21 protein-coding genes and 1 tRNA gene are annotated in these 26,311 nt (G+C 34.6%); 9 read left to right on the top strand and 13 right to left on the bottom strand.

The window, feature by feature from the left end:
* Window positions 1-43 precede the first annotated feature (43 nt).
* Entirely contained in the window at window positions 44-1,933 is a 1,890-nt protein-coding gene (locus tag DNJ77_RS03330; RefSeq protein WP_116963582.1) for a hypothetical protein, read from the top strand.
* Between the two features lie 99 nt (window positions 1,934-2,032).
* On the opposite strand, the gene DNJ77_RS03325 is transcribed toward DNJ77_RS03330, so the two are convergent.
* The 11 genes from DNJ77_RS03325 to DNJ77_RS03275 all read right to left on the bottom strand — a co-directional run bounded on the left by DNJ77_RS03325 (window position 2,033) and on the right by DNJ77_RS03275 (window position 16,832).
* On the bottom strand, window positions 2,033-3,166 hold the full coding sequence (locus DNJ77_RS03325) for a type II secretion system F family protein (protein WP_116963581.1): 1,134 nt from the start codon (window positions 3,164-3,166) through the stop codon (window positions 2,033-2,035).
* Window positions 3,163-4,791: a GspE/PulE family protein gene (locus DNJ77_RS03320; RefSeq protein WP_116963580.1), complete on the bottom strand. Its 1,629-nt coding sequence runs from the start codon at window positions 4,789-4,791 to the stop codon at window positions 3,163-3,165. The genes DNJ77_RS03325 and DNJ77_RS03320 overlap by 4 nt, the downstream gene beginning before the upstream one ends.
* 25 nt (window positions 4,792-4,816) lie before the next feature.
* The gene (locus DNJ77_RS03315; protein ID WP_116963579.1) at window positions 4,817-5,308 is read right to left on the bottom strand and encodes a hypothetical protein; all 492 of its coding nucleotides are present in this window, start codon (window positions 5,306-5,308) and stop codon (window positions 4,817-4,819) included.
* Entirely contained in the window at window positions 5,298-6,743 is a 1,446-nt protein-coding gene (locus DNJ77_RS03310) for a hypothetical protein (protein WP_116963578.1), read from the bottom strand. Before DNJ77_RS03310 ends, DNJ77_RS03315 begins: the two co-directional genes overlap by 11 nt.
* A 19-nt stretch (window positions 6,744-6,762) precedes the next feature.
* Window positions 6,763-8,379 (bottom strand): hypothetical protein, encoded by a 1,617-nt coding sequence (locus DNJ77_RS03305; RefSeq protein WP_116963577.1) that lies wholly within the window; start codon window positions 8,377-8,379, stop codon window positions 6,763-6,765.
* Window positions 8,380-8,394: 15 nt separating this feature from the next.
* On the bottom strand, window positions 8,395-9,075 hold the full coding sequence (locus tag DNJ77_RS03300) for a TcpQ domain-containing protein (protein WP_157966576.1): 681 nt from the start codon (window positions 9,073-9,075) through the stop codon (window positions 8,395-8,397).
* A gap of 7 nt (window positions 9,076-9,082) precedes the next feature.
* Window positions 9,083-9,919, bottom strand: coding sequence for a pilus assembly FimT family protein (locus tag DNJ77_RS03295; RefSeq protein WP_116963575.1), 837 nt, complete (start codon window positions 9,917-9,919; stop codon window positions 9,083-9,085).
* A gap of 180 nt (window positions 9,920-10,099) precedes the next feature.
* Window positions 10,100-10,633 (bottom strand): type II secretion system protein, encoded by a 534-nt coding sequence (locus DNJ77_RS09995; RefSeq protein ID WP_192877933.1) that lies wholly within the window; start codon window positions 10,631-10,633, stop codon window positions 10,100-10,102.
* Between the two features lie 582 nt (window positions 10,634-11,215).
* A complete protein-coding gene (locus DNJ77_RS03285; protein WP_116963574.1) occupies window positions 11,216-11,932 on the bottom strand; it encodes a response regulator transcription factor in 717 nt (238 codons plus the stop codon).
* Window positions 11,933-12,355: 423 nt separating this feature from the next.
* Window positions 12,356-15,547 carry a pentapeptide repeat-containing protein gene (locus tag DNJ77_RS03280; RefSeq protein ID WP_116963573.1) on the bottom strand — a complete coding sequence of 1,064 codons (3,192 nt, stop codon included), beginning with the start codon at window positions 15,545-15,547 and terminating at the stop codon, window positions 12,356-12,358.
* An 88-nt stretch (window positions 15,548-15,635) separates the two neighbouring features.
* Window positions 15,636-16,832: a hypothetical protein gene (locus DNJ77_RS03275; RefSeq protein ID WP_116963572.1), complete on the bottom strand. Its 1,197-nt coding sequence runs from the start codon at window positions 16,830-16,832 to the stop codon at window positions 15,636-15,638.
* A 276-nt stretch (window positions 16,833-17,108) separates the two neighbouring features.
* Between DNJ77_RS03275 and DNJ77_RS03270 the strand changes: the two genes are divergently transcribed.
* The 3 genes from DNJ77_RS03270 to DNJ77_RS03260 all read left to right on the top strand — a co-directional run bounded on the left by DNJ77_RS03270 (window position 17,109) and on the right by DNJ77_RS03260 (window position 19,875).
* Window positions 17,109-17,447: a hypothetical protein gene (locus DNJ77_RS03270; protein WP_116963571.1), complete on the top strand. Its 339-nt coding sequence runs from the start codon at window positions 17,109-17,111 to the stop codon at window positions 17,445-17,447.
* A gap of 321 nt (window positions 17,448-17,768) precedes the next feature.
* Entirely contained in the window at window positions 17,769-18,551 is a 783-nt protein-coding gene (locus tag DNJ77_RS03265) for a response regulator transcription factor (RefSeq protein ID WP_116963570.1), read from the top strand.
* Window positions 18,535-19,875 carry a sensor histidine kinase gene (locus DNJ77_RS03260; protein ID WP_116963569.1) on the top strand — a complete coding sequence of 447 codons (1,341 nt, stop codon included), beginning with the start codon at window positions 18,535-18,537 and terminating at the stop codon, window positions 19,873-19,875. Before DNJ77_RS03265 ends, DNJ77_RS03260 begins: the two co-directional genes overlap by 17 nt.
* A 132-nt stretch (window positions 19,876-20,007) precedes the next feature.
* Here the strand turns inward: DNJ77_RS03260 and DNJ77_RS03255 are convergent.
* Window positions 20,008-20,083, bottom strand: a tRNA-Glu gene (locus tag DNJ77_RS03255).
* A gap of 351 nt (window positions 20,084-20,434) precedes the next feature.
* Between DNJ77_RS03255 and miaB the strand changes: the two genes are divergently transcribed.
* From miaB to lnt, 5 genes are read left to right on the top strand one after another with little or no spacing between them, the layout of a single operon-like run.
* Window positions 20,435-21,763, top strand: a complete 1,329-nt coding sequence (miaB, locus tag DNJ77_RS03250; RefSeq protein WP_116963637.1) for a tRNA (N6-isopentenyl adenosine(37)-C2)-methylthiotransferase MiaB — start codon at window positions 20,435-20,437, stop codon at window positions 21,761-21,763.
* 4 nt (window positions 21,764-21,767) lie between these two features.
* Window positions 21,768-22,748 carry a PhoH family protein gene (locus DNJ77_RS03245; RefSeq protein ID WP_116963568.1) on the top strand — a complete coding sequence of 327 codons (981 nt, stop codon included), beginning with the start codon at window positions 21,768-21,770 and terminating at the stop codon, window positions 22,746-22,748.
* Window positions 22,720-23,220 carry an rRNA maturation RNase YbeY gene (gene ybeY, locus DNJ77_RS03240; RefSeq protein WP_239986739.1) on the top strand — a complete coding sequence of 167 codons (501 nt, stop codon included), beginning with the start codon at window positions 22,720-22,722 and terminating at the stop codon, window positions 23,218-23,220. The genes DNJ77_RS03245 and ybeY overlap by 29 nt, the downstream gene beginning before the upstream one ends.
* Window positions 23,221-23,226: 6 nt before the next feature.
* A complete protein-coding gene (locus tag DNJ77_RS03235) occupies window positions 23,227-24,078 on the top strand; it encodes an HlyC/CorC family transporter (RefSeq protein ID WP_116963567.1) in 852 nt (283 codons plus the stop codon).
* A 5-nt stretch (window positions 24,079-24,083) separates the two neighbouring features.
* Window positions 24,084-25,583, top strand: coding sequence for an apolipoprotein N-acyltransferase (gene lnt / locus DNJ77_RS03230; protein WP_116963566.1), 1,500 nt, complete (start codon window positions 24,084-24,086; stop codon window positions 25,581-25,583).
* Here the strand turns inward: lnt and DNJ77_RS03225 are convergent.
* Window positions 25,580-26,305, bottom strand: coding sequence for a nucleotidyltransferase family protein (locus DNJ77_RS03225; RefSeq protein ID WP_204723357.1), 726 nt, complete (start codon window positions 26,303-26,305; stop codon window positions 25,580-25,582). The two genes, lnt and DNJ77_RS03225, sit on opposite strands and share 4 nt — an antisense overlap.
* Window positions 26,306-26,311: the final 6 nt, after the last annotated feature.

Below are 26,311 nucleotides of genomic sequence, written 5' to 3'. Positions count from 1 at the left end.
ATCGGAAAGGAATTGGTTGATTAAACTTAAGGAGTAAATAAATATGGAATTAGAAAATATTACACGACGAAGTAATGTTCAAATCAATAAAACTCAATCAAAAGTGATTTCTAAAAAAATTATCGTTTATCTTCTTGCTGTATTCATAAGTAACGTTAACCTAAGCTATGCACAAACAGAGGAACAACCCAATATTCAAATTGAAAACGAGTTAGAGAACTCTATTAATCTAGAGCAACCAGTGGCTGAAAACGAGCTAAACGTCTCACCTCTAACTCCACAGCACATAGACTCTGAAGATATCAGAACCTCTCAATCTACAAATCCACAACAAGTTACTGAAAATATCATAACCATTCCTTCTATACATTCACAGCAAACGGTTATTGAAGTTGTAATAGCCAATCCTAAAAACTTACAACAAGCTGACATTGAAAATAACCTAAATATTACAAGTCAATTTAATGATCCGTATGAACAAATCATAGATAAAAAATTTTACGACAAAATCCAAAATGCCATTTACCGTGAAGAAAACGTGAGTGAGTTGCTATCAAGTGATCAAGGTTTATTATGGTTAAAGTCAAATAAAGGTAAAACCTGGTTAGCATCAAATGAAGGGAAAAATTGGCTTCAGTCGGATTCATCCATTGTTCGTCAATGGTTGAGCACAGACAATGCACAAGCTTGGGTGCTTAGTCCTCAAGGTGAGCAAGCAATGTTACTTGCAGCAAATTCCCTTTCAGATAACAAAATACTAACCTTAACAAATAATTTTAGCTGGCCCGGCATATCGAGTCTTTTTGCCTATACAACACTAACTGCGATCGTTATTGTTCTTGGTCGCAACATTGATTCCGTGAAGACAGAAGAGACGGTTGCTAATGCCGGAGCCAATAATAACCCAAAGGCGAAAGAACCGCTCCCAGAGAAAAGCACTCCCACTAATGAAAATGGATTTAAATATGTATTAACAATACCTGCTGTACTGACTATTTCTGTTATGGCGGCAAATATCCTTCAAGGTATTGCTTATTCTTTTACCAGTTTTCAATCCCCTATAGATAAACTATTAAGCACCAAAGCAGGAAATACCTGGCTGTATACAGAATCTGGAATTAAATGGTTATTAACGCCATCTGGACTTAAGTGGTTAGAGTTTTCTGAAGGTCAGGATTACTTACATTTTTTCCAAGGAAACAAAAATGGTTATACCATTGCAAAATCTCTTATTCATAAAGAGAATCTCAATCAAGCACATGATATAGCAAACAAAATGGAGAAAGTTTTTCTTCAAAAAGTAGAAAATGCTAATCACATATCTGGCTGGTGGTACGATTCCGACTTAGATCAGTTTTTATCATCTTATGTGGGGGGTGTCTGGTTAGCCACTGAAACTGGAATTAAGTGGCTACAAACTCCACAAGGCAAACTATGGCAATCGGATAGGAATGGTAGAATGAAACCAATTTTCATCAATTGGTTAAATAAAGATGTAGGTTTACAAGCAATAAAGCAAAGTGCGGAATTACAGCGTTTAATTTTTGATTATGTTATCATCATGGATAACCATGACTTCTCAAACTGGTATTTCGATTCAGAGTTTGCTAATTTTCTATCTTCAAAAGCTGGTAGTATCTGGATTACCACAATAGAGGGACAACGATGGATAAAACACTCACGGTGGCAAGAGTGGTTAAAGGATAACCTTAAAAATTCTTGGATATTTAAAAACTATGCAATCAAGTGGTTTGATACTCCTATTGCTGAAATATGGACAAACACGCCAAATGGACAACAACAATTAAAGACAATTATCGGTCAATGGAGTAAGAATGAGCGAAAAGATGGAATATATGCTTCAGACTATAGTACCATCATGCAAACGAAAGTCGGTAAAATGTACAATTATGCAAAAAATGAAACTCCTTAGAAAGGACAACAAATTTGTTATTTGTATACCCTCTAAACAGTCAATTTAATGCCTAGACCAAGCGTTAGCGTGCATTCCGTTTTGTATCCAAAATCTAATTTATTTCATGCTGTCTGACAAAGTAGCAACTGAGAAATAAAAAAAGCCAATATAGCTCATTGATAAACTTAAGATAATAAAACCAATCATCTTCATTTTTGTTACAATTGCTTCAATCTCCGTTTCCAATACACGCTCACTTAATGCAAGTAACCCTTGTTCAATTGCACCTGTATCGGTGTAAATATCCAAAAGCAATGATGTATTGTTGTTAAAAAGGTTAACACTTGCTAAAGCACGTCCAGCAGAAACTCCATCTTGTGACATCATCAATCTAATCTTGCTAATATATTGCTTTAAGTAATGAGAGCAGTTATTTTCAATTAACATAAATGCCATGTTAAAGCTCTTTCCTGAGCTAAGTAATGATGCTAAGGAAATAAGGACACTTGTTGCCTGTATTCTTTTATACTCAGCAAATCCCCATAATTTATCAAACAAATGGTAACGTATATTAAAAGTCCAACGCTTAACAATAATAGGAAGCATAATAAAAAGTACAATAGCAAGCAAAATAATATGCCAAGTATGACCTGTAATATAATCGTTTAACGCAATAAAATCTGCTATGTTTCCTGATAAGTTCTCTTTTGGTAACGATTCCAATAACATCGGAATTACCTTTAATGAACAACCAACAATAACACCAATTAAAACTAATATTGAAATTGTTGGCATAATCATACCGATGGCAATTTTCTTGGCTAACAAGGCAAACTTTTGAGTGAGTGAGCTAGCATAATCAAGCGCATTGATCGGATTATCAAAGTTTGCCTTAATCATCATATGTTCATTTTCTGGAATATAAGGCTTAATCGCTTCATCAAACGTCATACCATCGTATTCAATTTTAGTAATCCAATCTTGTAAAATTGTTGCCAAAACTTTATTGTTAAATGATCGATAATATTGATATTTTTCCTTTAATGCCACCAGTGTTCCATAGATACTCAAGCTGCTGTTACTCATCACCAAAATAATATTTTGATACAATGATGCACGCACACGGTTAGAAAAAAATAGACGTAAAACAAAAACCATTAACATATTGTACTTTTTGGAGGTATCCTGCTTTTTACTTTCACGCACTCCACGCAAGCGTAAAATCATTGATTTTAATGAAGATATTATCATAAAACCCCCTCCAACTGATCTAAGCGACCCATTTTATACTCATAAATAACAGGGCAAAGCAAACCTGATAACACTTTTTCAAAGGCATGGTAGCTAATCGTTTTACCACCATTTTGATGCCATATTTCTCTTGCTTGTTGATGCTTACCTAAATTAATTTTTTCTAATATTTTCTCCGTTGGTGCTAATATTTCAGCCACCACCTCGCGACCAATCGCCGCTTTATGATCACAGTGAATACATCCATCTGGGTTGGCAAAATGCACATCGGCTAACCGATGGTCATCATTACCATAATAGCGATTAATATTTTGCAACCTTTGCAATATCTGACAATCAGGATATATGGATTGATATTTATCATAACTCCAAGCACACCGAGGACATACAATTGGAATAAGGGTTTGGTGAACAATCAGCGATAAAAATTTAGGTGATAATAAAACATCTCTATCAATACCAATTCCCATTAAACGATCAATACATAAAAAAGCATTTTGCGCATGTAATGTTGTTAGCACCTTATGCCCCGATTGCACTGCCTGTTGCAACAATGCCGCAGATGAGCGATCACGAATTTCTCCTGCCATAATAACATCAGGATCAAGCCGCATTGCTGCTTTAAAAGTATGATTAAACTTTTCTAATGTCATCTGACTTGTATCATCTGCCGTTTCATGAACAGGAATTTGGCAAGCACCATCAATAATATACTCAGGAGGTGACTCGATTGTAAGGATTTTTTTCTGTCGACGACTGCGATCAACCATTAATTTCAATACCACTGACAAAGAGGTACTTTTCCCCGAACCAGTTTCACCAGAAAAAATAATCACTCCTTCCGGTGCAGTCAAGGCTTTATCTATTAATTCAACTTGTTGAGAGGAATAACCTAATGAATTTATCGTTTGGCTTTGTTTTTTACCCATCGATAATACACGCATAACAACATTATAACCATAAGGATATAAAGGAGTACTTTGGAACCTTAGTCGATATACCATGCCAGCAATATTTTGATCAATTACTGCTTGCTGTGCTTTATTGTATAAATCTAGTTGTTTATCAACTGTACCATAATGTCCTTTGGTGTTATAAATAGCACGAAGCACCTTAAGCATCACATCCGCATCATATTCTTTATGTAAATATACCAAACCATTAATGCGATGCTTTAATTCAACCTTTGTGGCAGTTGCTTCAATATGGATATCTGAGGCATGGTTGTCTACCGCCTCTTTCACAATGTTATAAAATTCACTTAAAATGCCTGTATCAATTTCATCTTCTGATGCTAACGCAATAACATCATCTAACAATAGGGGGGAAACTGGCTGGACAACAATCGGTATATCGCCTTTAACGTAACTCTTTACTTGTTTTTTAATATGTTCATAGCGTGCTTCAGGTACGTCTGTTGAAATAAAGGCTACGATAATCTCTTGACGACCATCTTTGAGTGCCTTAGCAAAAACGTATTGTTCTTTTCTAATCGACTCACTAATTACTTTTTGAATACTAAAGTCTAACTCATTTAGTGAACCAATATGCTTATACGCACCGGTACTTTGTGGCTGATAGATATTGCCGTAAATATCGCCTACTGTTTGATATTTGCTACTCATAAATACTTTTACATCCTAACTAAATTTAGCCAACATCAATCGTCAAGTATCTCTCTTTATCAAGACTTGTAGCATCAAGGAGTATCACTTTATTGGCATTAATTGAAGCGACTTTATAACGACCCTCCAGCATATCACCAACCTTAAGCTCATGTTTTTTGGCATGATACCAAATCACTGCTTCCCAAATGCCATCTTCTTTTGATACTTCAGCAACTTCAATACTATAGTCACCTTGCTTAGCCGAAGCTCCACTTAATGATGCTTTCGATTTGCCAATGGCAGCAAGCTGCCTTTGCAATTTATAACTATCTATCTTTTGCTGCATGGCTTTATTCTCAAGTGCTTGCTGTTCAATCTGTGCATGCAAATGATCTTGCGCTTGAATACTCTTATAATATTCCTGTGTTGAATCAATTGCATACGTTTGCGATGAATTTGTTTGTGTATAAGCCATTGCTACTGCCGAGTTTAGTGCAACAAAAAACAACGCACAGCGTATCATTCTATGCTTCATATACCTCTCCTTTAACAACCCATGATATGGGTGTATTTTGATGATTTTGTATTTCAACACTTACTAAAACAAATGTATTAAGCTCTTTTGCCATTGCTGCTATCGACAAAAGCTCCCGCATTCCCTGACCTAAAATGGTTAATGGGTGTTTGCGAAGCTCATAAGACAACACCTGAGCTTTTGCCAAGTTAAAGTTCATCCCCCTGAGTTTTAGTTCTTCAATAAATTTATCAAAACGATAATGACCTTTGGGTCCCGCACTGTTTAAGTTAAACGTTGATTGATCTTTTGAAGTATTTTTATCAGAAATAAACTTAAAACGAGCACTGGTTATATTATCAGCTATAGCGGTTACTGAGGCTACTTGCAATGATTGAATACTGTTAAATGACGCTTGAGTCAGTGAAACAATATGATCTTTACTAGATAAAACATAAGTAGCATCAACAGTATCCGATACACTAGCATCATAATAAACTTTCTGGATATGCCACTGTAAAATAGAAACAGGCAAATTGCTAATAGCATTAATAAATTTAATAATAAGTGGATATGCATTCTTATTGTTAATTTCACTATTTATTTTGTTAAAAAATTCTTCTTTTTCTTGCTGCTTTTTAATCTTATCTTCTCCTTTTATAGCTGAAAGCTGGGAAGGCGAATCATTAAAAAAATACATGTAACCACCTACCATCAATGATAATAATAAAACTCCATATCCAATCAGCTTACGCCGTGACATAGGAAGACTTTTTTTATTAGCAGTGCCTTTTTTTGGCGCTATCTTTTTAATATTTTTAAGCAATGGTTTAATACAAAATCGTTGTTGATCTGGCACATTAAGAAGCAGTTCAGTTAAAGAGCTTTTTTTAATAGCTGTTCTGTCAATTCCAAAATCTGATTCTATTTTATTGATAAAAAAGGCACTACTATCCTTATCACAATGTAAAACTTGCCTAAATATATTTGATGAAAAAACTTTCTCTAAATATAACAAAAATCTATGCAAAGACCCCTCATCAACGATCATATCCCCTGATAGTTGAATATGGTCGTGTGATTGGTTAACAGTAGAGATCTTAGACTCTATTTCTTTAGTAACGGGAAGTAATGCTGTTGGCAAAACAATGCCATTTTTAATAGAACACAACCAATATTTTCCTGTATATTCGCCACTTTTACTCGCCAAAGGGAAAACATAAATAGCATCTTTTGATAACTCACTTACCACAGCAGCAAGTGATATAGCACCAATTACATCATTTTTGTTTAAAGATAAATCAGGCGACACCCCCGCAGCAATTCCGCGCTTAGTATCGACAAGAAAGCCATCACAATGCATACGCTCAAACTCTTGCATCATTGCACTTTCTGTTTCAAGCATCAGCCACGTCAGTCCTATCAAATAATGGTTATTATTTATATGAATGATCATATTAACTTCTCCATAGCCCCTAACGTATTAAATAAGGCGTTACAACAATAACGGTAATCGTCGAGTTGTTTATAGCTGCTTGTGAACCACCTAACATCCAAGTACTTTTAGGTCCAATGCTATCGGTTTGTGCGTTATCTTTAGTGTCTTCAAAACCAGCCAAAATCACGGTTTGTCCGGACTTTAGCGGCACAGATTGCATAAAACTTTTATTACGTATTGACGGCAATTTAATCGTCTGTGGCTGTGTACTACCATCCACAGGAACTTGTGATTCATCCATACGTACCAAATTCGTTAAATTAACACTTAAATCAACCAGTACTTCATTGCCTTTGACAACAATCGGCAAGACTTTGATTTCATAACCTTCAGTGTATTCACCAGGCGTTACTGATCGTTGCACAGCTCCTGGTCCACTGCCACTTGCCGTGACCACAACATCCACTTTTTTAATATAAGCCGTTGTCGTTGATACTTGAATAGGCACAGGACGACCACTAACCGTATAAAGCGTTGTTCCTGTCACGTGTGTTGTTTTACCAATCGTTTGCAAAGCGTTGATAATTAATTTCGAATCACTCCAAGGTCCTGAAGAAATAGCACCTGTTAGGGTACCATAATTACTAATTCCAGTAATGTTATCAGTTAATGTCGGAGTGTTCCAAGAAATTTTACCACTTGTTGCTTTATATACAGCATCCCAATTAAAACCATAACCAGAAGAATTTTTCTGATCTACATCATAGACATCTAGTCTAATCACTACTTTCTTTCTGGCTGTACGGTTAATTTCTTCTAAATACTGAGATACTTGACGCATTAATAGTGGCGTTGTCTTTACCGTGATTAGGTTAAGTGTCGAGTTTTCATCCACAGTACCCAATTTACCAATAATAGATTTAATAGTTTTAATCACTGCTGCCCAAGGATTGTCATATTCTGCTTGGTTTTCAGTTTGAAGTGATGCAGATTGATTAACCCCTGTATTGGAGTTACTACCGACTTTCGCTGTTGTCTTAATCTTGTCAGTCAAAATATCAACATGGAATGTCTTTGTTTCCATTCTAAAAAATTCAACTGTATTTCTACTTTGATCATACTTCCAAAAAATGCCAAGCTTAAAAGCAAAGTAATCTAAAAATCCGGCAATATTGCCATCATAGTCACAATGAATCATCACATCATGAATATCCGACATCTCATACGCTACCTGCTCTTTTTTTAGCATATCAGACTCTGGCATCGCTAGATGTTCTCGCTGAGAAATATACTCAATAGCACCTTCCGAAAAAACAACCTTAGATTGAGTAATTCGCTGTATTTTTGCTATCAGCGTTTCAAGTGTTACTCCTGTTGCTGTATTGTTATAAGCAAATGACCGTTGAAATATTTCAGGCAAGGCGTTTTGTGCTTGAATATCAATTAAATCTCCTTGAACGTAAGGCTCATCACTAATCGTCACAAAACTCTCTGATTTTGGCTTTTTCAAGTTTGACATCATTGCCTTAGTTTTCTCAATATTCGCATCTGCATTTTCATCAACAGTTTTATATATAGCAGTGCTACAACCAGCCATCGATAGCATCAAGCTACTCAACAGCAACACACGTAATATCTTTTTATTGTTTTTCATTATCCACAACCTTAACTACTTTTGCATGACGACCATGTTTGCAGAATATGATTTTGCTTTAATTAGCAAAACGTTATTTGTCTTTAACTGTGCTTCCAGTGGATGATCAGCATCTTCAAATGCTTTTAGCAAATTGTTTAATGCTCCATTTTTTGCTAACAGTTGTCCCTCAAACTGTGCCGAAGCGGCAAGCTTATAATCAACAGATGCTTCCCATATCACTTTAATACCTTGATAAGAGGCCCATCGTTCAACTGTCTGTTTTAAAGTTTGCCCTTGTTCGGCATAAAATAATTGTCTTGGGCACATTGCTAGTAAATCAGCTTCTTTTTGTGTTTTAGCAATCGCAACTGTTTTATCGTCTAGATTAATACTTATGGCATAATCATTGTTTTCTTGGCTAAAAATCTGATATACCTGTTTGCTAGAAAACGTCTGATCTAATAAATTGTCAGCCACAATGAGTGCAAAACCATTATATTCATCATCAGAAGAAATCTTAGCCATACCATGTGTTTTCGTAAGATCAGCATCAGCACAAGCTTTATCTGAAATACAATAAGGGTTTAACAGCTTAAAGTGATCATCTACTGCTAATTTATTTGCCACAGCAAGTTGATAAGGCAACATAGCCGTGCATAAAAGTACTGGGAAGCTAATAAAACACTTTAGCTTATAATTAATTTTCTTATTCATATTGTTTTTACCTTCTTGCAATATCGATATAAATAAACTGATCGACAACACTAGGATCAAGTACATCATTTGATTCAATATCATCCTTACACCTAAACTCAGTACGCGTCATCCCTGTTTTTTTTAATTTCCCTGCACAAATTGCAAACTTAGACCCTGGCGTGTGAATTAGGTTTTTCTTTAAATACGCTATCATTCTTAGAGCGAGTCCTGTGTCCACTTTACCGCCACGCTCAGGATAAGGCACACGTAATAACACGGATTTCGGTGTTTCATTATTAGCCAGACCTATTGGCTGCATGAAAACATTTCCATCCATGTTAAGGAATGGAAATTTTTCAATCTGTTGACTTGTACATTGACAAAAGAAATTACCATTATTTTGGCTAAATCTATTATGAGGCTTATTCGCTTCAAGACAAGATGGAAATGTTATGTTTGATGAGACAGGGGGATGTGTTATCCCGCATACAGCGGATAAGTTATCTGTCTGATAAAATTGTTTTAAAGTTATTTCACCATTTATCATTCGACTCTCCTTTTTCCATGCTTCCTTAATATCATTTGCCTGTTTCTTGTAATTATCTTGCTCTGAAGTTGTTGAAGACATTTGAATCATCGCCATTGGCTCATAAATCGCATCACCAATTGTGTAAGCAATGTGTATAATATTGTTGGCAGCAGTCTCGGCTCTCTCAAGCTGTTGCTTTTTGACCAATTGCATATATTCACTAATTGCAATAAGACCCAAAATTACTAATGATGCCATTAATGAAATTAAGATATAGCCTTGCTCTTTATGCCTTACGCGGACGCAATTTAGTTTTTTTGAGAATATATACATTTGGTTTTTCCTAACTTATAATTTCTATTATTTTTTTAGCAATAAACACAAAAATATTAAGTTGATTTTTTGTTTTTTACCTTCCCTTTGACAAAACAAGGTCAAAGAGGGTGTTACACATAGTGTTATTAAAGTTATTTTTTAATAGTTATTTAGTAAACACACTCATGTGGAACTACATTAGCGTTTGAATGTCAGTGTCAACGGATAATCCGGACCAGTCTCATGGTCGCAATCAGTAGCAATAGCAGTAGCTGCAATCGGTGTCATTAAAGGTGTTTGACTTCCAACTTGAACACTAAGCGCATCAGACATACTTGCTGCAGTTGCTAATGAATCACATGATTGCTTAGACATGCTATTAAATACAATAGTGTACTGTGTTCCTCCAGCAACACCATTAACTTCGAGTCGCCCTCCAAATGGGGTAACGATCTCGTTTCCAGCTTTATTAATATATTTCTTGGCAATCCGATCACTACGGATAAGAAGGGTGTCATCGATCGCCATACCCAAATTCATTTGAGTCACATCATGGATAGTTGATTGAATGGTACCTATTAAAGCTGTGGTTTCTTGAATACGGTTTTTTTGCGCGGCTTTAGCAAACTGTGAAATCACAATCGCTGTTAACACCCCAATAATAACGAGCACTACCATCAACTCAATTAATGAAAACCCTTTTTGTTTTGCTGATGTATTTATTTTCTTCATATTTTTTCTCCTTTTTTGTTGTTTATTACGTTGGTTTGATTTTTTGTTGTTTATTGCTTTTTTATTGTTTACTACAGCATTAAGTATTTAACCTGATGCTTTGAGACAAAATTACAGGATTTAATTTTAGGTCACAATATTTAGCACTTTTATCGGACAAATTGATTGGCGATTACCCCATAAAAACTCTTTAATATTATTCCATGTAGACACTCCCCATTTAATCTTTTTGACATAGACAAACCCATCCATAAGCCTGTATAAGGCTTATATTATTAGTGGCAAAAAAGATTTCTAAAACTTTGCATGACCTTACACATCAGAAGCGCACAACCTGCATCAACTTCTTATGCTTTTAAATTTATCAACATGCTGATAGATTAACAAATATGAGCTATGGAACGCTCAATATGAACATTTTCAATTTATTCCCCATTTTTGCAAAACATCTTTAACTTAAAGATGTCCAAAATTAAACCATAGGAAGTAATTCATGTCATTCTTTATAAGGTAACAGTCTGTATGTCAAGCTTACAATTTATGTTTTAATATAACTTATTGTTTATTAATACAGAAATTGGATTACCGATCAGAATGATTATCTGCACAAAACATATAACCCGCTCTATTAACCGTTTTAATCAACGAACCATTAGTTGTTGCTATACTCAACTTTTTTCTAAGCTTGCTAATTAATACATCAATCGTTCGATCCATACCATCATATGGTCGATCATATACACACCAAGAAAGCTCATCTCTTGAGACAATTTTATTTGACTGTTTTAGAAAAAAACTTAATGCTAAAAACTCAGACAAAGAAAGTTTATGAGGATGTTTTCTCACATCAATTAGGCATTTTTGATCTATATCCAAACAAATATCATTAAAAAAAATATGCTTATATTTTTCATCTTTGTTGTTGAGGATTCTCAATATTGCACTTATTTTTGCTGATACAATCTTTATATCTGTTCCCTTGTCAACGTAATCTATAATACCAGATTGGTAAAACATTACCTCTAACTGAATATCTGACTTATCGCTAATCACAATAATAGGCAGCTCAGATCGGCTTTGGTAAACTTCATAGCATAATGTATTAGTCAATGCTCCATTGATAACACTTGAAACAACTAATAGATCAACTTTTTGAGTTATCAAAAACTTATCTAGTTGTAAAACATTGTTACATTTAATAATTTGGCAATTTTTTAAATGATGACTTAATTGATTAACATAATATTTATCAACCCCCACTATTAAGATATTATTTTTAACCAACTCTCTATCCCCCATGAGCTAGACATCGATATGGTCTGCTGCAAGATAATTCCTTAAGAAGAATTTGAGCTGCAATAGCTGATCAGTAAGACAAACAATAGAAAACTTACAATGCTCCGCTCAGTACTCCTTATTTTCTTTCTATCTCTTCTCATCTTTAGCTTGATAGATTATTAATCAAGAATTTAGCTAGAGAAATCTTTACTGAACTAACTCATTGGACTCAAAATTAAGCTTGGATGACATTATCTAAATAAAAAAAATTCTTATCACTGTATAAAATGTACTGAAATGTTAATAGATGTCTAGTTAAGTACTATTTATGTTCAAATCAAACACACTCAAATGACACAATCTGCTTAATATTTATGCCTTAAATAAATAGACTTTACGAATAGTAAATTTTAGTTAGTTTTGAACAATACAAATTCAGCCTAGCTAAAGCTCTTTATTTAATCCTGCTGACTGAGTATTTTCATTATTAAATATCAAGTTTCCTTCAGTAAAACTTATATTTTGTTTTGTTTCTTGAACTGGCAGGTTAGATGTTTTTGGTAATTGTATAACGTTTAAACTATTCCCTTTTTCACTTGAATTTTGAATCTCTAAGGAATTATTTTTCCCAGGATTTTTATCTTTTGTATCTTGCTCTTGCTCAATATCAAAATGCTTTTCATTATCTGGCTTATCTGTTGTAAGATTTATCAATTTTGTTTTTAAGTTTGAGAAAAACAATGAATCATAAAAAAATAAATATCCTATCGCCAATGTTGCTGTTACTAATGCCAAACCAATTAAGACATTAGTTGCAATAGCTACACCTATCAACTCTCCAAGTAATGGTGTTGCTAAAATTGCTAACAACGCAGCCAATCCAATGATTAACGTGCGCTTCCATTCATAGAACTTTTGCAGCACAAATTCACGTGTATTAGACCATATTTGCCCTGTTCCTTGAATCTTTCCTTTAACTTGTTCTAACTGATCCCGAGATTCACAATATATCTGTTCAGGGGTGATGTTTTCTTCATTAAACAATCGTTGATAAGCCTTATATGCTCCACTCACAGCGCCATAAATTGCCCCATAATATATCATATTTGACACTTGGTTAAACCAATTACCCATTGAGCTTAGCCCAACAAAGGTTGCAGCACCTCCTAACCAAGTTAACCCTTTACTGATAAGATACTTAAACCGATTTCCTTCTTGTTGCCCTGTATATAAGTTTGCACCTGTATACAGAGCAGCACCCCCTCCTACAAGCCAAGCCATATTCGCACCTGGTGACAATATACTTATACCAGTACACAATGCAACGGCCAAAGGCAACGTGATCACCGCCTTATCTAAACTATTCACACCTGCTGCACAGGCAATTGCACCTAGCTCTGCCAATTTATCACCCAAAATATTGTCGATGTACCCTCTTTCTTTGAAATAAGATTCTTTAATCCGCTCTAAACCAGTTTGACTAATATAGCCAGCAAGTGCTCCTGCTGATAGACCTGCAAATATTCCTGCAAATGAATAAGCACTCCCCCCTGCCAAAACAGTAGATAATACTGCTGCACCAAGCTTTTGGCATGTATAACGATCATTGCTCCCATCTTCATTATTTTGGCATATTGCATAACGACTTCTACCCAAAAATCGCTTTTGAATCTTTTCTTGTTCCCTTAGCAACTCACGTAAACCTTCTGCACCTATTGCATCTTTTAGATCTACTCCTAACAGAAGAGTGTTTTTATTAAATTTGACATTTTCTAGATCGCTATCATGCAGAGAGGCATAAATCAACTTCGTATCCATAAAGTTGATATTCTTGCCCTTTATTTTGTTTAGGTGAGCATAAGAAAAATTACCGTTTTCTGCATTGACGTTTGGCATGTTTGCACCATCAAACACAGTATGAACAGCATGCGTATATCGCATAACTGCATTTTTAAAGTTAGCACGATCAAACTTACCACGATCTAATATCGCATGAGTCAAATTTGCGTTTTTAAATTGTGCTTGTAAACGAGCTGTCACAGCTCTTAAATTAGCATGCTCAAGATCACCATAATTCAAATTTATTTTATCTAAAGTTGCTTTATCAATATTCGCATGGGTGAAATCAGCAGCATAAGCTATAGCGCCATTAAAATTACTACCCTGGAATTCACTTTTCATCATACGTGCTCTAATCATTTTGACATTTTCAAAATCGACTTTTGCACCATTGATAGCTCGAGCTCCAATTAAATTAGCATCATTCAATGTGGCATCTTTAAATGAATTATCACCATCAAATTTTACCCCTTCAAAACAACTTGCACTTAAATTAGCATGATCAAACTTGCAATTTTTAAATGTCACTTTAGCGAAAATCACACCAGAAAGATCAAGACCAGAAAAGTCCATATTTTCAATAACCAAGTTTTCATCACTAAAATTAGCGTGATAAGTCAACTTTTCCTGCGAACCACCTAAAGGATTACCGTTAGACTTCTCTTTGTGCTGCTCCAAAATAAAATTGTTTAAAGGGATAACTGATTCAGAATGTTTACAAGCATTTACATAAGATTGCAAATCTTCTTTTGTCGCTTTTAATAACACCTTTTTACTGTTAACAACTTTAGTGTCCATAGGGATATAACATGGATCAGACTGTACTCTCTCCTTTAAATTAATTAGTAACTTTTGCTCATGTGCGTGCAATGCTATTTGTTTTTGTTTTTCAATTTCTTGTGTTTCGTGTTTTATTTTCTCCTTGAATTTTCGGTTTTCTTCAGTTTCCCAAAATATACCTACGAATTTATTGGCAGCCTTATCCCAAAAGCTCTTATTTTTTGCCTGTTCACTTTCTAAGGTTTGAACTTTCTGATTTAGCTCTTTTTTGAACTTATTTTCAATTTGCTCATGCTCACTATACCATTTTAGTGATGCTTCCTGTTTGATTGTAAATATACCAAGCTTATGTACAAATTGTGGATCATAATAATCTAGATATAAATGATCTAATAATCGGCTATTTCGTTCATAACCATAAAAAGAACAATTTTTCAATTTTGTACCACGAAAATCAACTTTACTCAAATCTACATTTTTAAAGGTAACCTTATCAAAAAGGCAATCACGTAATACTACATTTTGAAGGCTACTTTGAGTTTGAGTATCAATACGATATTCGTTTTTATCTACTTGCCACTCTTGTTTCCAACCAGGATAAAAATAAACACTTGAAAATGTACTACCAGAAAAATCTCCATCGGCAATGTCTATGTTTTCCTCATCATACTCTGAAGAAGGGTGTTCAGGATCTAAACCTATCTGTACATTACAAATATTAGCAACAACAAGTTCACCGTTTTGGTATGGATAAGCTTCTAAAGAAGAGGGCTGAGCATTTTTCTCTTTAACGACCAAACTACCATTTTCTTTATATAGCTGTAATTCCCCTTTTGCTATTTTCGTTTGAAGATAGTCATTAAAATTACCTCGTGCATCACGATCTTTTTCTAAACGTCGGGAATCAACATAACGTTGCAATAAGCTAAGATTCCCTCTATCCTTTGAAATCTCGATAAGTAGTGTCTTACTTTTTATCTCTTCTAGCTGATTTAGTAATTCTTGATGATCTGGCATAGCTCCACCCCTTTTAATTATTATAATGAGGCACTAATGTTCTGTAGTGTGGCTTTCATCACACTTTATAAATTAATTCCTAAATGATTTAACTATTTTTTATATCTAGATTCTGTACTTTTAAATTACTTTTATTTTTATTAAATATAGGCTCAATCATTTCCTGTTTTGCTGGGTTTCTAAGGTCAATTACAAACTCACCATTTTTACTCTTTTCACCTTCACCATAATAACCAGGCTTTTGCTTATAACCTGAAAATATTCTGGTATGAAGGTAACCTACAGAATGTCCTATTATGCTCAATACATCATTCATTCCATAGGACTCTGGTTTAAGCCGAATATAAAAAGGCTTATCTTTATACTCTGAATCTGTGACATAATGTTGAACTTTTTCTAGTATAGGTGCTTCACTGGCATCATGAATCTCTCCTTCATATGGTTGTGGCATAGAAAATAAGAGATGTCTAAACTTACGACCATCTTTGGTTAAGATATACTGATTTTGATCTAAGTCCACCCCCCAAACCAAATCGCCATGTGTCGATAAACGTTGGTATGAAGCTGCTGCTCCATTAGGCTTAAGAAACTCATATATTGCACAAGCTTCTTGCTGAGTTAACCCCTTTATTAATATTGTTCCTCTTTCAAATCCACCACCAAGACCTCCATTACGAACAGTTTGAGGTAAATGCCCTAATATTTTATCTTTAATAAATTTAGCAAGATTTACTTTACTTGTTAACGTATCTTCAAAGCTATTCACTTCAGATTTTTTAATTGAGAATTCTTTATTCATACCTTCGCAATCAGTTTTATTAATAATGCAAAACTCATCGTCTTCGTTATTCACCTTATTTACTTCAATCTTACTATTGACCTCACTTGCTTCAATTTCTTCTAAGTTGATTATTGAATTAGCTTTAGACAAAGTTTCCCATTCATTTTGATTGTTTTTATTCTCAACAGGGTCACTTACCTTATTGTTTTCCTCACGCCTAAATGGCTTCAAAACGTATTCGTAAATAAAGTCTCCCACTTGTAATGCACAATTAATACCACAGTTGATCAACTCCTTTAAAAGTCTAATAAAAAATGAATCTTGCAATAAACTTTCCTCAAAAACAAAGCAATGATTTTTCATTTTAGCTTTATTAATAACGCTTATAGACGTTACTTCGCTACCATTTAGTTGAACATCTATACCATTTTTCCGTAAAGTCTTTAATGCTACTTCTTGTGTCTCTTTCCGTTTTGTTAAATTCTGAATATAAACATCTGGCATATTCTTCACCTATTAACCTTTAAAACTCGATATTTGTATCTCTTGTGATTTTCTAAAATTTACTTTATTAGATTAATTTCAAGACTACAATCTTTTGGCAGACTTTCAGACACCTTGATGATATTAAGCAAAAATACAGTTAGCTGTGTTATGTAAATCCATACCTATATATTTAATCACCTTATATCTTGAATACCAAAAATGGATGCTATTAGATAATTATGCATTTATAATTCTACCGAATTATGCCTTTATCTCACCAAAAGGAAATCCATTATGAAAAAAACTATTACGTTCACATCGCTTATGTTGGCAGCTAGTTTCACTTTAGCGTGCTCAGCTAAGAATCAACTCAACATTGTTTTTACTTCGGCAACCAGTGAAAACGTTTCACATAAAGCCTATGTTGCGCTAGGTAAAGTTCTTTTTAGTACACCTGAAATTGCTAATGAGTTACATGCATATAACACCAGTATTAATCATAAAACAGGTGAAATTCGTCTTGATATTTCAAAAGAAGAACAAAAGGAAAAACTACTTAAAGAAATTAAACAACTTCTTAAGCAACATGATTTAAAGCCTGTACGTGTTTCTTATGAAAACATACAAGCCTAAGTTAGGGAATGTAATATTAGAACATCAAGAATAATTATTCTGGCATTATTTATTAATATGTATCCAATTGTATTAAAGTGACTAGCAATATTGAGTTTGCTGTCATAGATATGTTATATAAATATTGTGAATCATTTTGCAAACTTGCTGACATTGAGTTTTATATGTTTTTCACCGATTAAATTTTGATAAGAGGAATACTATCGTTTGCAATTCAATTCGCTCAAAATCAGTATAAATTTCTGTGTTATAAAACCCATAAAACGATTTGCAATAGGTATCAGATGTAAATAAGATTTGGAAAAAAGAAGGCAAATTACTATGCTAGATAAGTTAAATGAGTTAACAAAAATTGCTAAAAAAAATGTGCTTATAGTTGATGATGATAATGAAATGATAACGTTATTAAAAAATTTACTGATCAACAACGCCTACCTTGTTGATACAGCAAAGAGTTTATCAGAAGCATTATCAATTTTATTAAAAAAAATACCTGATATTATTATTCTTGATGTAATGTTGCCTGATGGTAATGGAATTGATATCTGCCGTCAAATTCGCAGTCAACACAATATCCCAATCATAATGCTCACAGCGATTGATAGCGATACGAAAAAGATACTTTCATATGAATTTGGAGCGTGTCAATATATTACTAAGCCGTTTAATGCAGAGGTGTTACTTGCGCAAATTAAAAGCGCATTGAGAACATATTCTGTTGACTATAAAGATGCTTCTAACAAAAGATATATACACTTTGAAAATTTAGTTTTAGACTTCTTTGACCGCGTATTAATAGATCAAAATGGCATTAGTATTGAACTGTCGAATTCTGAGTATGACTTACTTAAAATACTAATAGAAAATAATCGAAATATTATTTCCCGGGATGACGTGACAAGAGCAATTTATAATCGTGAGTATGACGGTTGTGATCGCGCAGTTGACGTTGTTATTGGTAGACTCAGGAAAAAGGTAGAAAAAGACACGGCTAACCCCAAAATCATAAAAACAATTCATGGAGTTGGATATATTATGGTTGCTGATGTGCATTACTCAGACACAATTTTAAGGCAAAATACCTACGATGAAAATAAAAGTTAAAACAAAGATTTACTTCTGGATTATCCCCAAGTTATTTATTGTTTTTTTATTGCTCAATGCGACTTTTATTATTATTTCATATTTTAACTACTACGATAACAGATATTCTCAAACGATTTATTCATTAACGAATGCCGTATTCAATTTACATTATAATGCCTTACCTAATGCAGAAAATAAGCAATCATCATATCTTAATACCTGGCCAGATTACATAAAATATAATTTATCCGATAATGGTATATTTAGTAAAAAACTAATGCTTAACATAGCTGAGCTACAGCAAGGCTATAAGTCACAAACTTATCGAGAAGTTCGTAAAAGGATACAAGAACTTTTACCAAAGTCAGAATATGGATATGGAAAAAATGGGGTGTCGATTTGTTATCAAGATATAGACTTTTGCGTTGATTTTGTTGTTGAAAACACAAATAGAATTTACTTATATCTTCTACTTGTTGTTTCATTATTATTTATCGCTTTCATGATTCCAATTTATTTTGCTTATACTCAAAAGCTATTAAAACCATATATCAAAATGCAAAAATTAGCTGAAAATTTAGGTTTAAAAGTAAAGAAACATTCACTATTTACTCCTTTCTTTATGCAAGATACAGCAGATCTTATGGTACAAGTAAGTGATAAAGTACAAACGATGTTAGATGAAGCTGTTCATACTTTAGCAGCGTTGTCACATGATTTAAAAACTCCACTGACAAAAGCAAAACTTTATATGCAAAACTCTATTCCGGAAGTCTATCATCAAGAATTACTGAAATATTATGCGGATATGGAATATTTGCTTAACCAAATGAATGTGTACAATGAAAAGGCACATAAAATTGAAAAAACTCAACTTGTTGAGTTAGTCAATTTTATCGATGCAACTTGTCATGAGTATCAAATTAATTTTTTTAACGTTAAATTTGAGTCTGAATTTACTTCTGTCGTACTTCCTTTACAAAGAAAAGCATTTAAGCGAGCTGTTCAAAACCTTATTGACAATGCAATTAAGTATGCAAATGGTGTAACAGTTATAGTAACAAAGATACCAAACGAAAATGTGCTTTGTGTAAGGTTTACAGATGAAGGACCAGGTGTAGATCCACAATTCATAGAGAAACTATGTGATCCATTTTTTCGTATGGATCAAGCAAGAAGTCATAATTTACCAGGATTTGGCTTAGGTTTATCTATCGTTAAAGAAATTGTAGAGCATAATAATGCTCACTTAGAAATTTATAACCATCCTGACAAAAGAGGGTTGGTAGTAGATATCAAATGGAATATAACTGAGTGTCAGATTAAATATTCATATTTATGAAACGGTAATATTACCCAAAACTTTGTGCCATGCCCAACTATACTTTCAAAACCAATTTTTCCACCTAGACTCTGTGAACTTCTCTCTTAACAAGAGAAAGGATAATTTGAAGTGATTGGTCGAGAGTAAATTTGGCGTCCCCAAGGGGATTCGAACCCCTGTTACCGCCGTGAAAGGGCGATGTCCTAGGCCTCTAGACGATGGGGACAAGGAAAATTTTACTGTTTTTTGAATTTCATCTCAAAACTGGAGCGCATTCTATTGGTCTTTGATACCCTTGTCAAGCACTAAGAAAAAATATTTTTCACTAACTTATTGCATTGCACACAGCCTATGAATGGCTGTACATTTTACTAGCATTTTTTTGTAAAACCCGTTACCCTAATGCCAGTTTTTAGCCTTGGTATTCTTTATTCTTAATAGATGGTATGACGTAGGTTATCTCCATATGCTTACTTACCATTGAAAAGATAAAGATACATACGCAAAAAAAAAGAAATTCAATAAACCTTAGGTAATAACTATGACAGCAACTGTGATTGAAACACCTGCACTTGAAATAAAGCAGAATAAAAAAGTTTTTATTAAAACACTGGGTTGCCAGATGAATGAATATGATTCATCACGCATGAATGAAGTACTAAGTGAACACTTTAATACAACAAAAACAGATGATTACAGTAAAGCAGATATTATCTTGATCAACACTTGTTCAATTCGCGAAAAAGCACAGGAAAAGGTTTTTCACGAACTAGGTCGCTGGAAATACCTGAAAAACAAAAATCCTAACCTTGTGATTGGCGTAGGCGGCTGTGTTGCTTCACAAGAAGGTGAAAATATTATTAAGCGGGCACCATTTGTTGATATTGTTTTTGGGCCACAAACCATTCACCGTTTGCCTGAGCTCATTAAACAAAAACAAATCACGCAAACTGCACAAGTTGATATTTCCTTTCCTGAAATTGAAAAGTTTGATCACCTTCCTGCACCTAGAGCAGAAGGTGCTAAGGCCTTTGTTTCAATAATGGAAGGCTGTGACAAGTACTGTTCATATTGTGTTGTACCTTATACACGTGGTCCTGAGGTAAACCGCCCGTTTGAAGATGTATTAGCTGAATGCGCCATTCTTGCCGAACAAGGGGTTAAAGAAATTACACTTTTAGGTCAAAATGTGAATCATTACCTTGGTAAAATGTCCTCGGGTGACACCGCAGATCTTGCACTTCTTATTCATTTTATTGCCGATATTGATGGTGTTGAACGCATTCGTTTCACAACTTCTCATCCTGTTGAATTTTCGGATAATCTCATCAATGCTTATGCTGAAGTACCACAACTTGCCAACCATTTACATCTGCCAGTTCAGCATGGTTCTGATCGTATCTTAGCCGCTATGAAACGTAATCATACGATTCTAGAGTTTAAACAAAAAATCCGTAAGCTTAGAAAAGTGCGTCCAGATATCACGATTTCATCTGATTTTATTGTTGGCTTTCCTGGTGAAACTGAAGAAGATTTTGAAAAATTAATGGATTTGGTTAAAGATGTTCACTTTGATCAGTCATTTAGCTTTATTTATAGCAAACGCCCTGGCACACCCGCTGCTAACTTGTTAGACGATACTCCACTGGAAATTAAAAAAGGACGTCTAAAGCGTTTACAAGATCAATTAAATCACAATGCAATGATTATCAGCCGTCAAATGGTTGGGGCAACTCAGCGCATTTTAGTTGAAGGGATATCTAAGAAAGATCGACACATCCTTGCCGGGCGCACAGAGAATAATCGTATCGTTAACTTTGCTGGTGATTCTAGTTTAATTGGACAATTAATTGATGTTAAAATCGTTGAAGCCCTGCCACACTCACTACGCGGAGAGATAATTTAACTTCATGAGAACCATACAATTCGAACTTGAGCCAGATAGCGCCCAAATGCTGGTAAAGCTTTGTGGCAATCTAAATGAAAATTTACATTTAATTGAAAAATACTTAGCAGTTGAAATTATCCAACGAGGCAATAATTTTCGCATCGTCGGACCCAAAACAGCCGTTAAAGACGCTAAAGCATTTTTAGAAGAGATATATCAAAAGCTGGTTAACGATCTAAATTTTGAACTTAATAACAAAGAACTTAATATTGCATTAAATGAAATGTCAAAGAGCAATCCAAACGACAAAAAAGAAAAATTTATTCCTGAGTTTATTGTTATGATTGGTCCACGTCCGATCAATCCTCGCACAATAAATCAAGAACGTTATTTAAAGCGTATTCATGAAAATGATATTAATTTTGGCATAGGACCGGCTGGAACCGGTAAAACCTACCTTGCAATGGCTTGTGCTGTTGCTGCTTTTGAAAAAGGACTAGTTAAGCGCTTGGTACTTGTTCGCCCTGCAGTTGAAGCTGGGGAAAAGCTTGGGTTTCTACCAGGCGATTTGGCACAAAAAGTAGACCCTTATTTGCGTCCTATGTATGATGCTTTATATGATTTGATGGGTGTTGAGCGGGTAACCAAATTAATCGAAAAACAAGTTATTGAAATTGCACCTTTAGCCTACATGCGTGGGCGCACAATCAATGATTCATTCATCATTTTAGATGAAAGCCAAAACACGACCAAAGAACAAATGAAAATGTTCCTAACACGCATTGGATTTAACTCAACTGCAATCGTCACAGGCGACATCACGCAAGTAGACTTGCCCAAGGGGATTACTACAGGGCTTCGTCATGCAATTGAAGTCTTAGCAGGAGTTGAAGGGATTAGTATGACCTTCTTTGAAACTGCGGACGTTGTGCGTCACCCAATTGTGCAACGGGTTGTTGCTGCATATGATTTCTATGAGCAAAGCCATAGCCAAGATTACTAGAACAATGCTGATACTGGATATTAATAACCCTGATAGTTTAAACGTCCCAGATGAAAGAACACTATCTGTTTGGTGCAAAGTTGTACTTAATACACTTGATATTAAACAAGCTATGATCAGCATACAGATTGTCAATACGGACGATATGCAGTATTTCAATCGTACCTATCGCCATAAAGATAAGCCTACGAATATCTTATCTTTTCCTTTTGAACAGCCACCAGGCTTACCACAAGAGGCAGATATGGAGAGTTTTCTAGGGGATTTAATTATTTGCCCTATTGTTTTAGAAAGTGAAGCAACACAGCAGAGTAAATTGCTCGATCATCACTGGTGTCATATATTAATACATGGCATACTGCATTTACTCGGCTATGACCACATTGAAAAGGCCGATGCTGACAAAATGGAGAACCTTGAAATTTCTTTGTTAGCACAGCTTGGTATTGATAATCCTTATGTTGAGAAATAATGGACAATGGACGAAAAACAGACAAAGAATGAAAACTTAGGACAGGGGCAAACCTGGTTAGAAAAAATTGCTGCTACTATCTTAATGCCACATAGCCCTTCCGATTTTCTTGGTCTTGTTAATCTTGCTGTTAAAAAAGGTACGATTGATACAGATTCACGCGATATGATTAAAGGGGTTTTAAATGTTGCTTCCTCTTCAGTGGGTAATATTATGATTCCACGCACGCAAATGGCAACAATTCATGCGGGGATGACAAGTAAAGAAATTATCCAAACTGTCATTAATTCAAGCCACACACGCTTACCACTTTTTTCGGAAAATCGTGAAGATGTCTTGGGGATCCTACATACAAAAGATTTATTAAAAATTGTCGTTCAATACACAGACTTAAGCCTTGAGCAATTAAAATCAGCACTGCGCCCTGCTATCTTTGTACCTGAAAGCAAAAAATTGGATTCACTATTGCGAGAGTTTAAATCAAGCCATAATCACCTTGCAATCGTTGTTGATGAATATGGCGTTATTTCGGGGCTAGTCACTATTGAGGATATTCTTGAAGAAATCGTTGGCAACATTGAAGATGAATTTGATGAAGAAAATACACAAATCACGCGAATTAATGATAATGAATTTAGTGTTGATGCACTTACTGAAATCGAAGATTTCAATGATTATTTTGACTGTGCGATTGATGATAATGAAGTTGACACAATCGGTGGTTTAGTAATCAATCAACTTGAGCATTTACCTGATGTTGGCGAAGAAATCGTATTTGGTGATTTTACCTTCCGTGTTACTGCTGCTGATAAACGTCGTGTACGTACCTTGCATGTTATACGCAAAAACAATGCTTAATTCACATGCGCTTATTTCTGATTAATTTCTCAGCTCTTTTGTGTGGCGCAATTCTAACCTTATCCTTTTCACCTATTGGAATTGCCAGCCTTGCATTCGTCTCACTCGTAGGTTTTTTTTATCTCATTGCTCAAGAGAAAACAATAAAAAAACAGTTATGGTTAGGTTACTGCTATGGTGTGGGATTTTTTAGTACCAGTATATCTTGGGTCTATGTGAGCATTTATGCCTTTAGTCAATCGATTTTCTTGAGTATCAGCTTAACGACGATATTTATTCTATTTTTAAGCACTTTTTTCCTTATTTTTGGCTATTGTTTTGGCAAACTAAATAATAAACACTTGAGTTATCGCCTGTTGATTCTCCCAGTTTGCTGGTTTCTACTTGAGTTGTTACGTACCTACTTATTTACTGGCTTCCCTTGGGTCTTATTAGGCTACTCACAAACCCATACCATTTTTTCAGCTTTTGCACCAGTTGGAAGTGTCTTCTTAGTAGGATTTATTGTATGTTTTATGTCACTTTGTTTAACAGAAATTTTGTTAAATCTACGTCATTTTAAAACCGTTATCAGCATGTTGTTGCTTATTACGCTGTGCTTTATTAGTGCCTTGGGTTTCAGGCAAATAAAATGGACACATAGTGATGGCATTGATAAAACTGTCACCATTATTCAAGGCAATTATATTCAGGATCAAAAATGGGATCCAAGCATGTTACAAACAATTATCGATCATTACTACAAAATAACTCGTAACAACCCTGCAGACTTAGTCTTTTGGCCAGAAAACGCTATTCCAACCTTCAAACCTTTTATTGAGCCTTTTTTAGCACAAATTAATGATTTAGGAAAAAATCAAGAAAGTGCAATCTTAGTTGGAACCGTGGCACTTAATCACAAAGATCAATACTTTAACTCAGCATTTGTTTATGGTTTAGGTTCTGGTTACTACCATAAACGTCATTTGGTTCCCTTTGGAGAATATTATCCTTTTTCTTATTTTCTTGAGCCATTTATGGCTTATTTCAACATTCCTATGTCTAGTTTTACTAAAGGTGCTAAAGTACAACCGCTATTAAATATGAATGGCGTCAGCATTGCTTTGTTTATCTGTTATGAAATCGCTTATCCCTCTGAAGTACGTGCACAATTACAAAATGCTGACTTAATCACCGTTATCAGTGATGACGCTTGGTTTGGTGATTCGCTGGCACCTTGGCAACATGAAGAGATTTCACAAATGCGCGCTATTGAAACAGGTCGCTTTGTTATTCAAGCAACCAACAATGGTGTCACTTCAATCATTAACCCAAAAGGTCAAACTATTGTAAGCTTACCAAGAAACAAGCAAGCAGTATTAAAGGGTAATATCGAAGCCATACAAGGCAATACCCCCTGGATGAAATATGGTCTTTTGCCAATTTTATTCCTGAGCTTATTGTTTATTGTTATCACCCTTTTTATCGGCTTGAAAAACACAATCTTTACAAGCACCAAGATCTAGGCACGGTTGATTTCTTGCCAACGCTCAGGAGTTCCTACGTCACACCAATTCGCATGAAATAATTCCCCACTAATTAGCTTTTGTTTAATAAAAGATTGCCAAATCCGTGGTAAAGAAATTTTAGAACCGACAGGGATACCTTTAAATAATGCTTTTTTATACACACTAATACCCGTATAAGTGTAACTTTGGCAATTATCATTAATCACTATAATTTTCTTGTCGCTTGTTAAACAAAAATCTCCTTTTAGATTATGCACTGGATTAGGCACAAGCACTAAATGTGCTAATTCACTCATCAATTTACTATGTTCCACTATTGAATGAAAGTTGTAATTGCTTATTATATCTGCATTTACAACGATAAAAGGATCGCTTAACCAAGGTAATGCCCGTATAATCCCACCACCTGTATCATAAGCACCCAGTGGTTCATACAAATACCGAATTGTAATACCCCAACGCTCACCAAAGCCAATGCGCTTAACAATCAGTTCAGAAAGATACGCAACGTTGATAATGATACGGCTTATACCCGTATCAGCCAAATTTTCTATTTGATGCTCAATCAATGCCTTGCCATTTACTTCTATTAAGGGCTTAGGGGTATGATCCGTAAGTGATTGCATTCTACGCCCACGCCCTGCTGCTAAAATCATCGCACTGATATTATGCTTGTTATCCTGTTTTTTCATATTGTTTTTTAGATTAATGTTGTTCATTTTTGA

The organism is Fastidiosibacter lacustris, from assembly GCF_003428155.1.
Lineage (GTDB): Bacteria > Pseudomonadota > Gammaproteobacteria > Francisellales > Francisellaceae > Caedibacter > Caedibacter lacustris.
The sequence above is the reverse complement of the archived record's forward strand: the minus strand, read 5'-3'. Positions and strand labels throughout refer to the sequence as shown.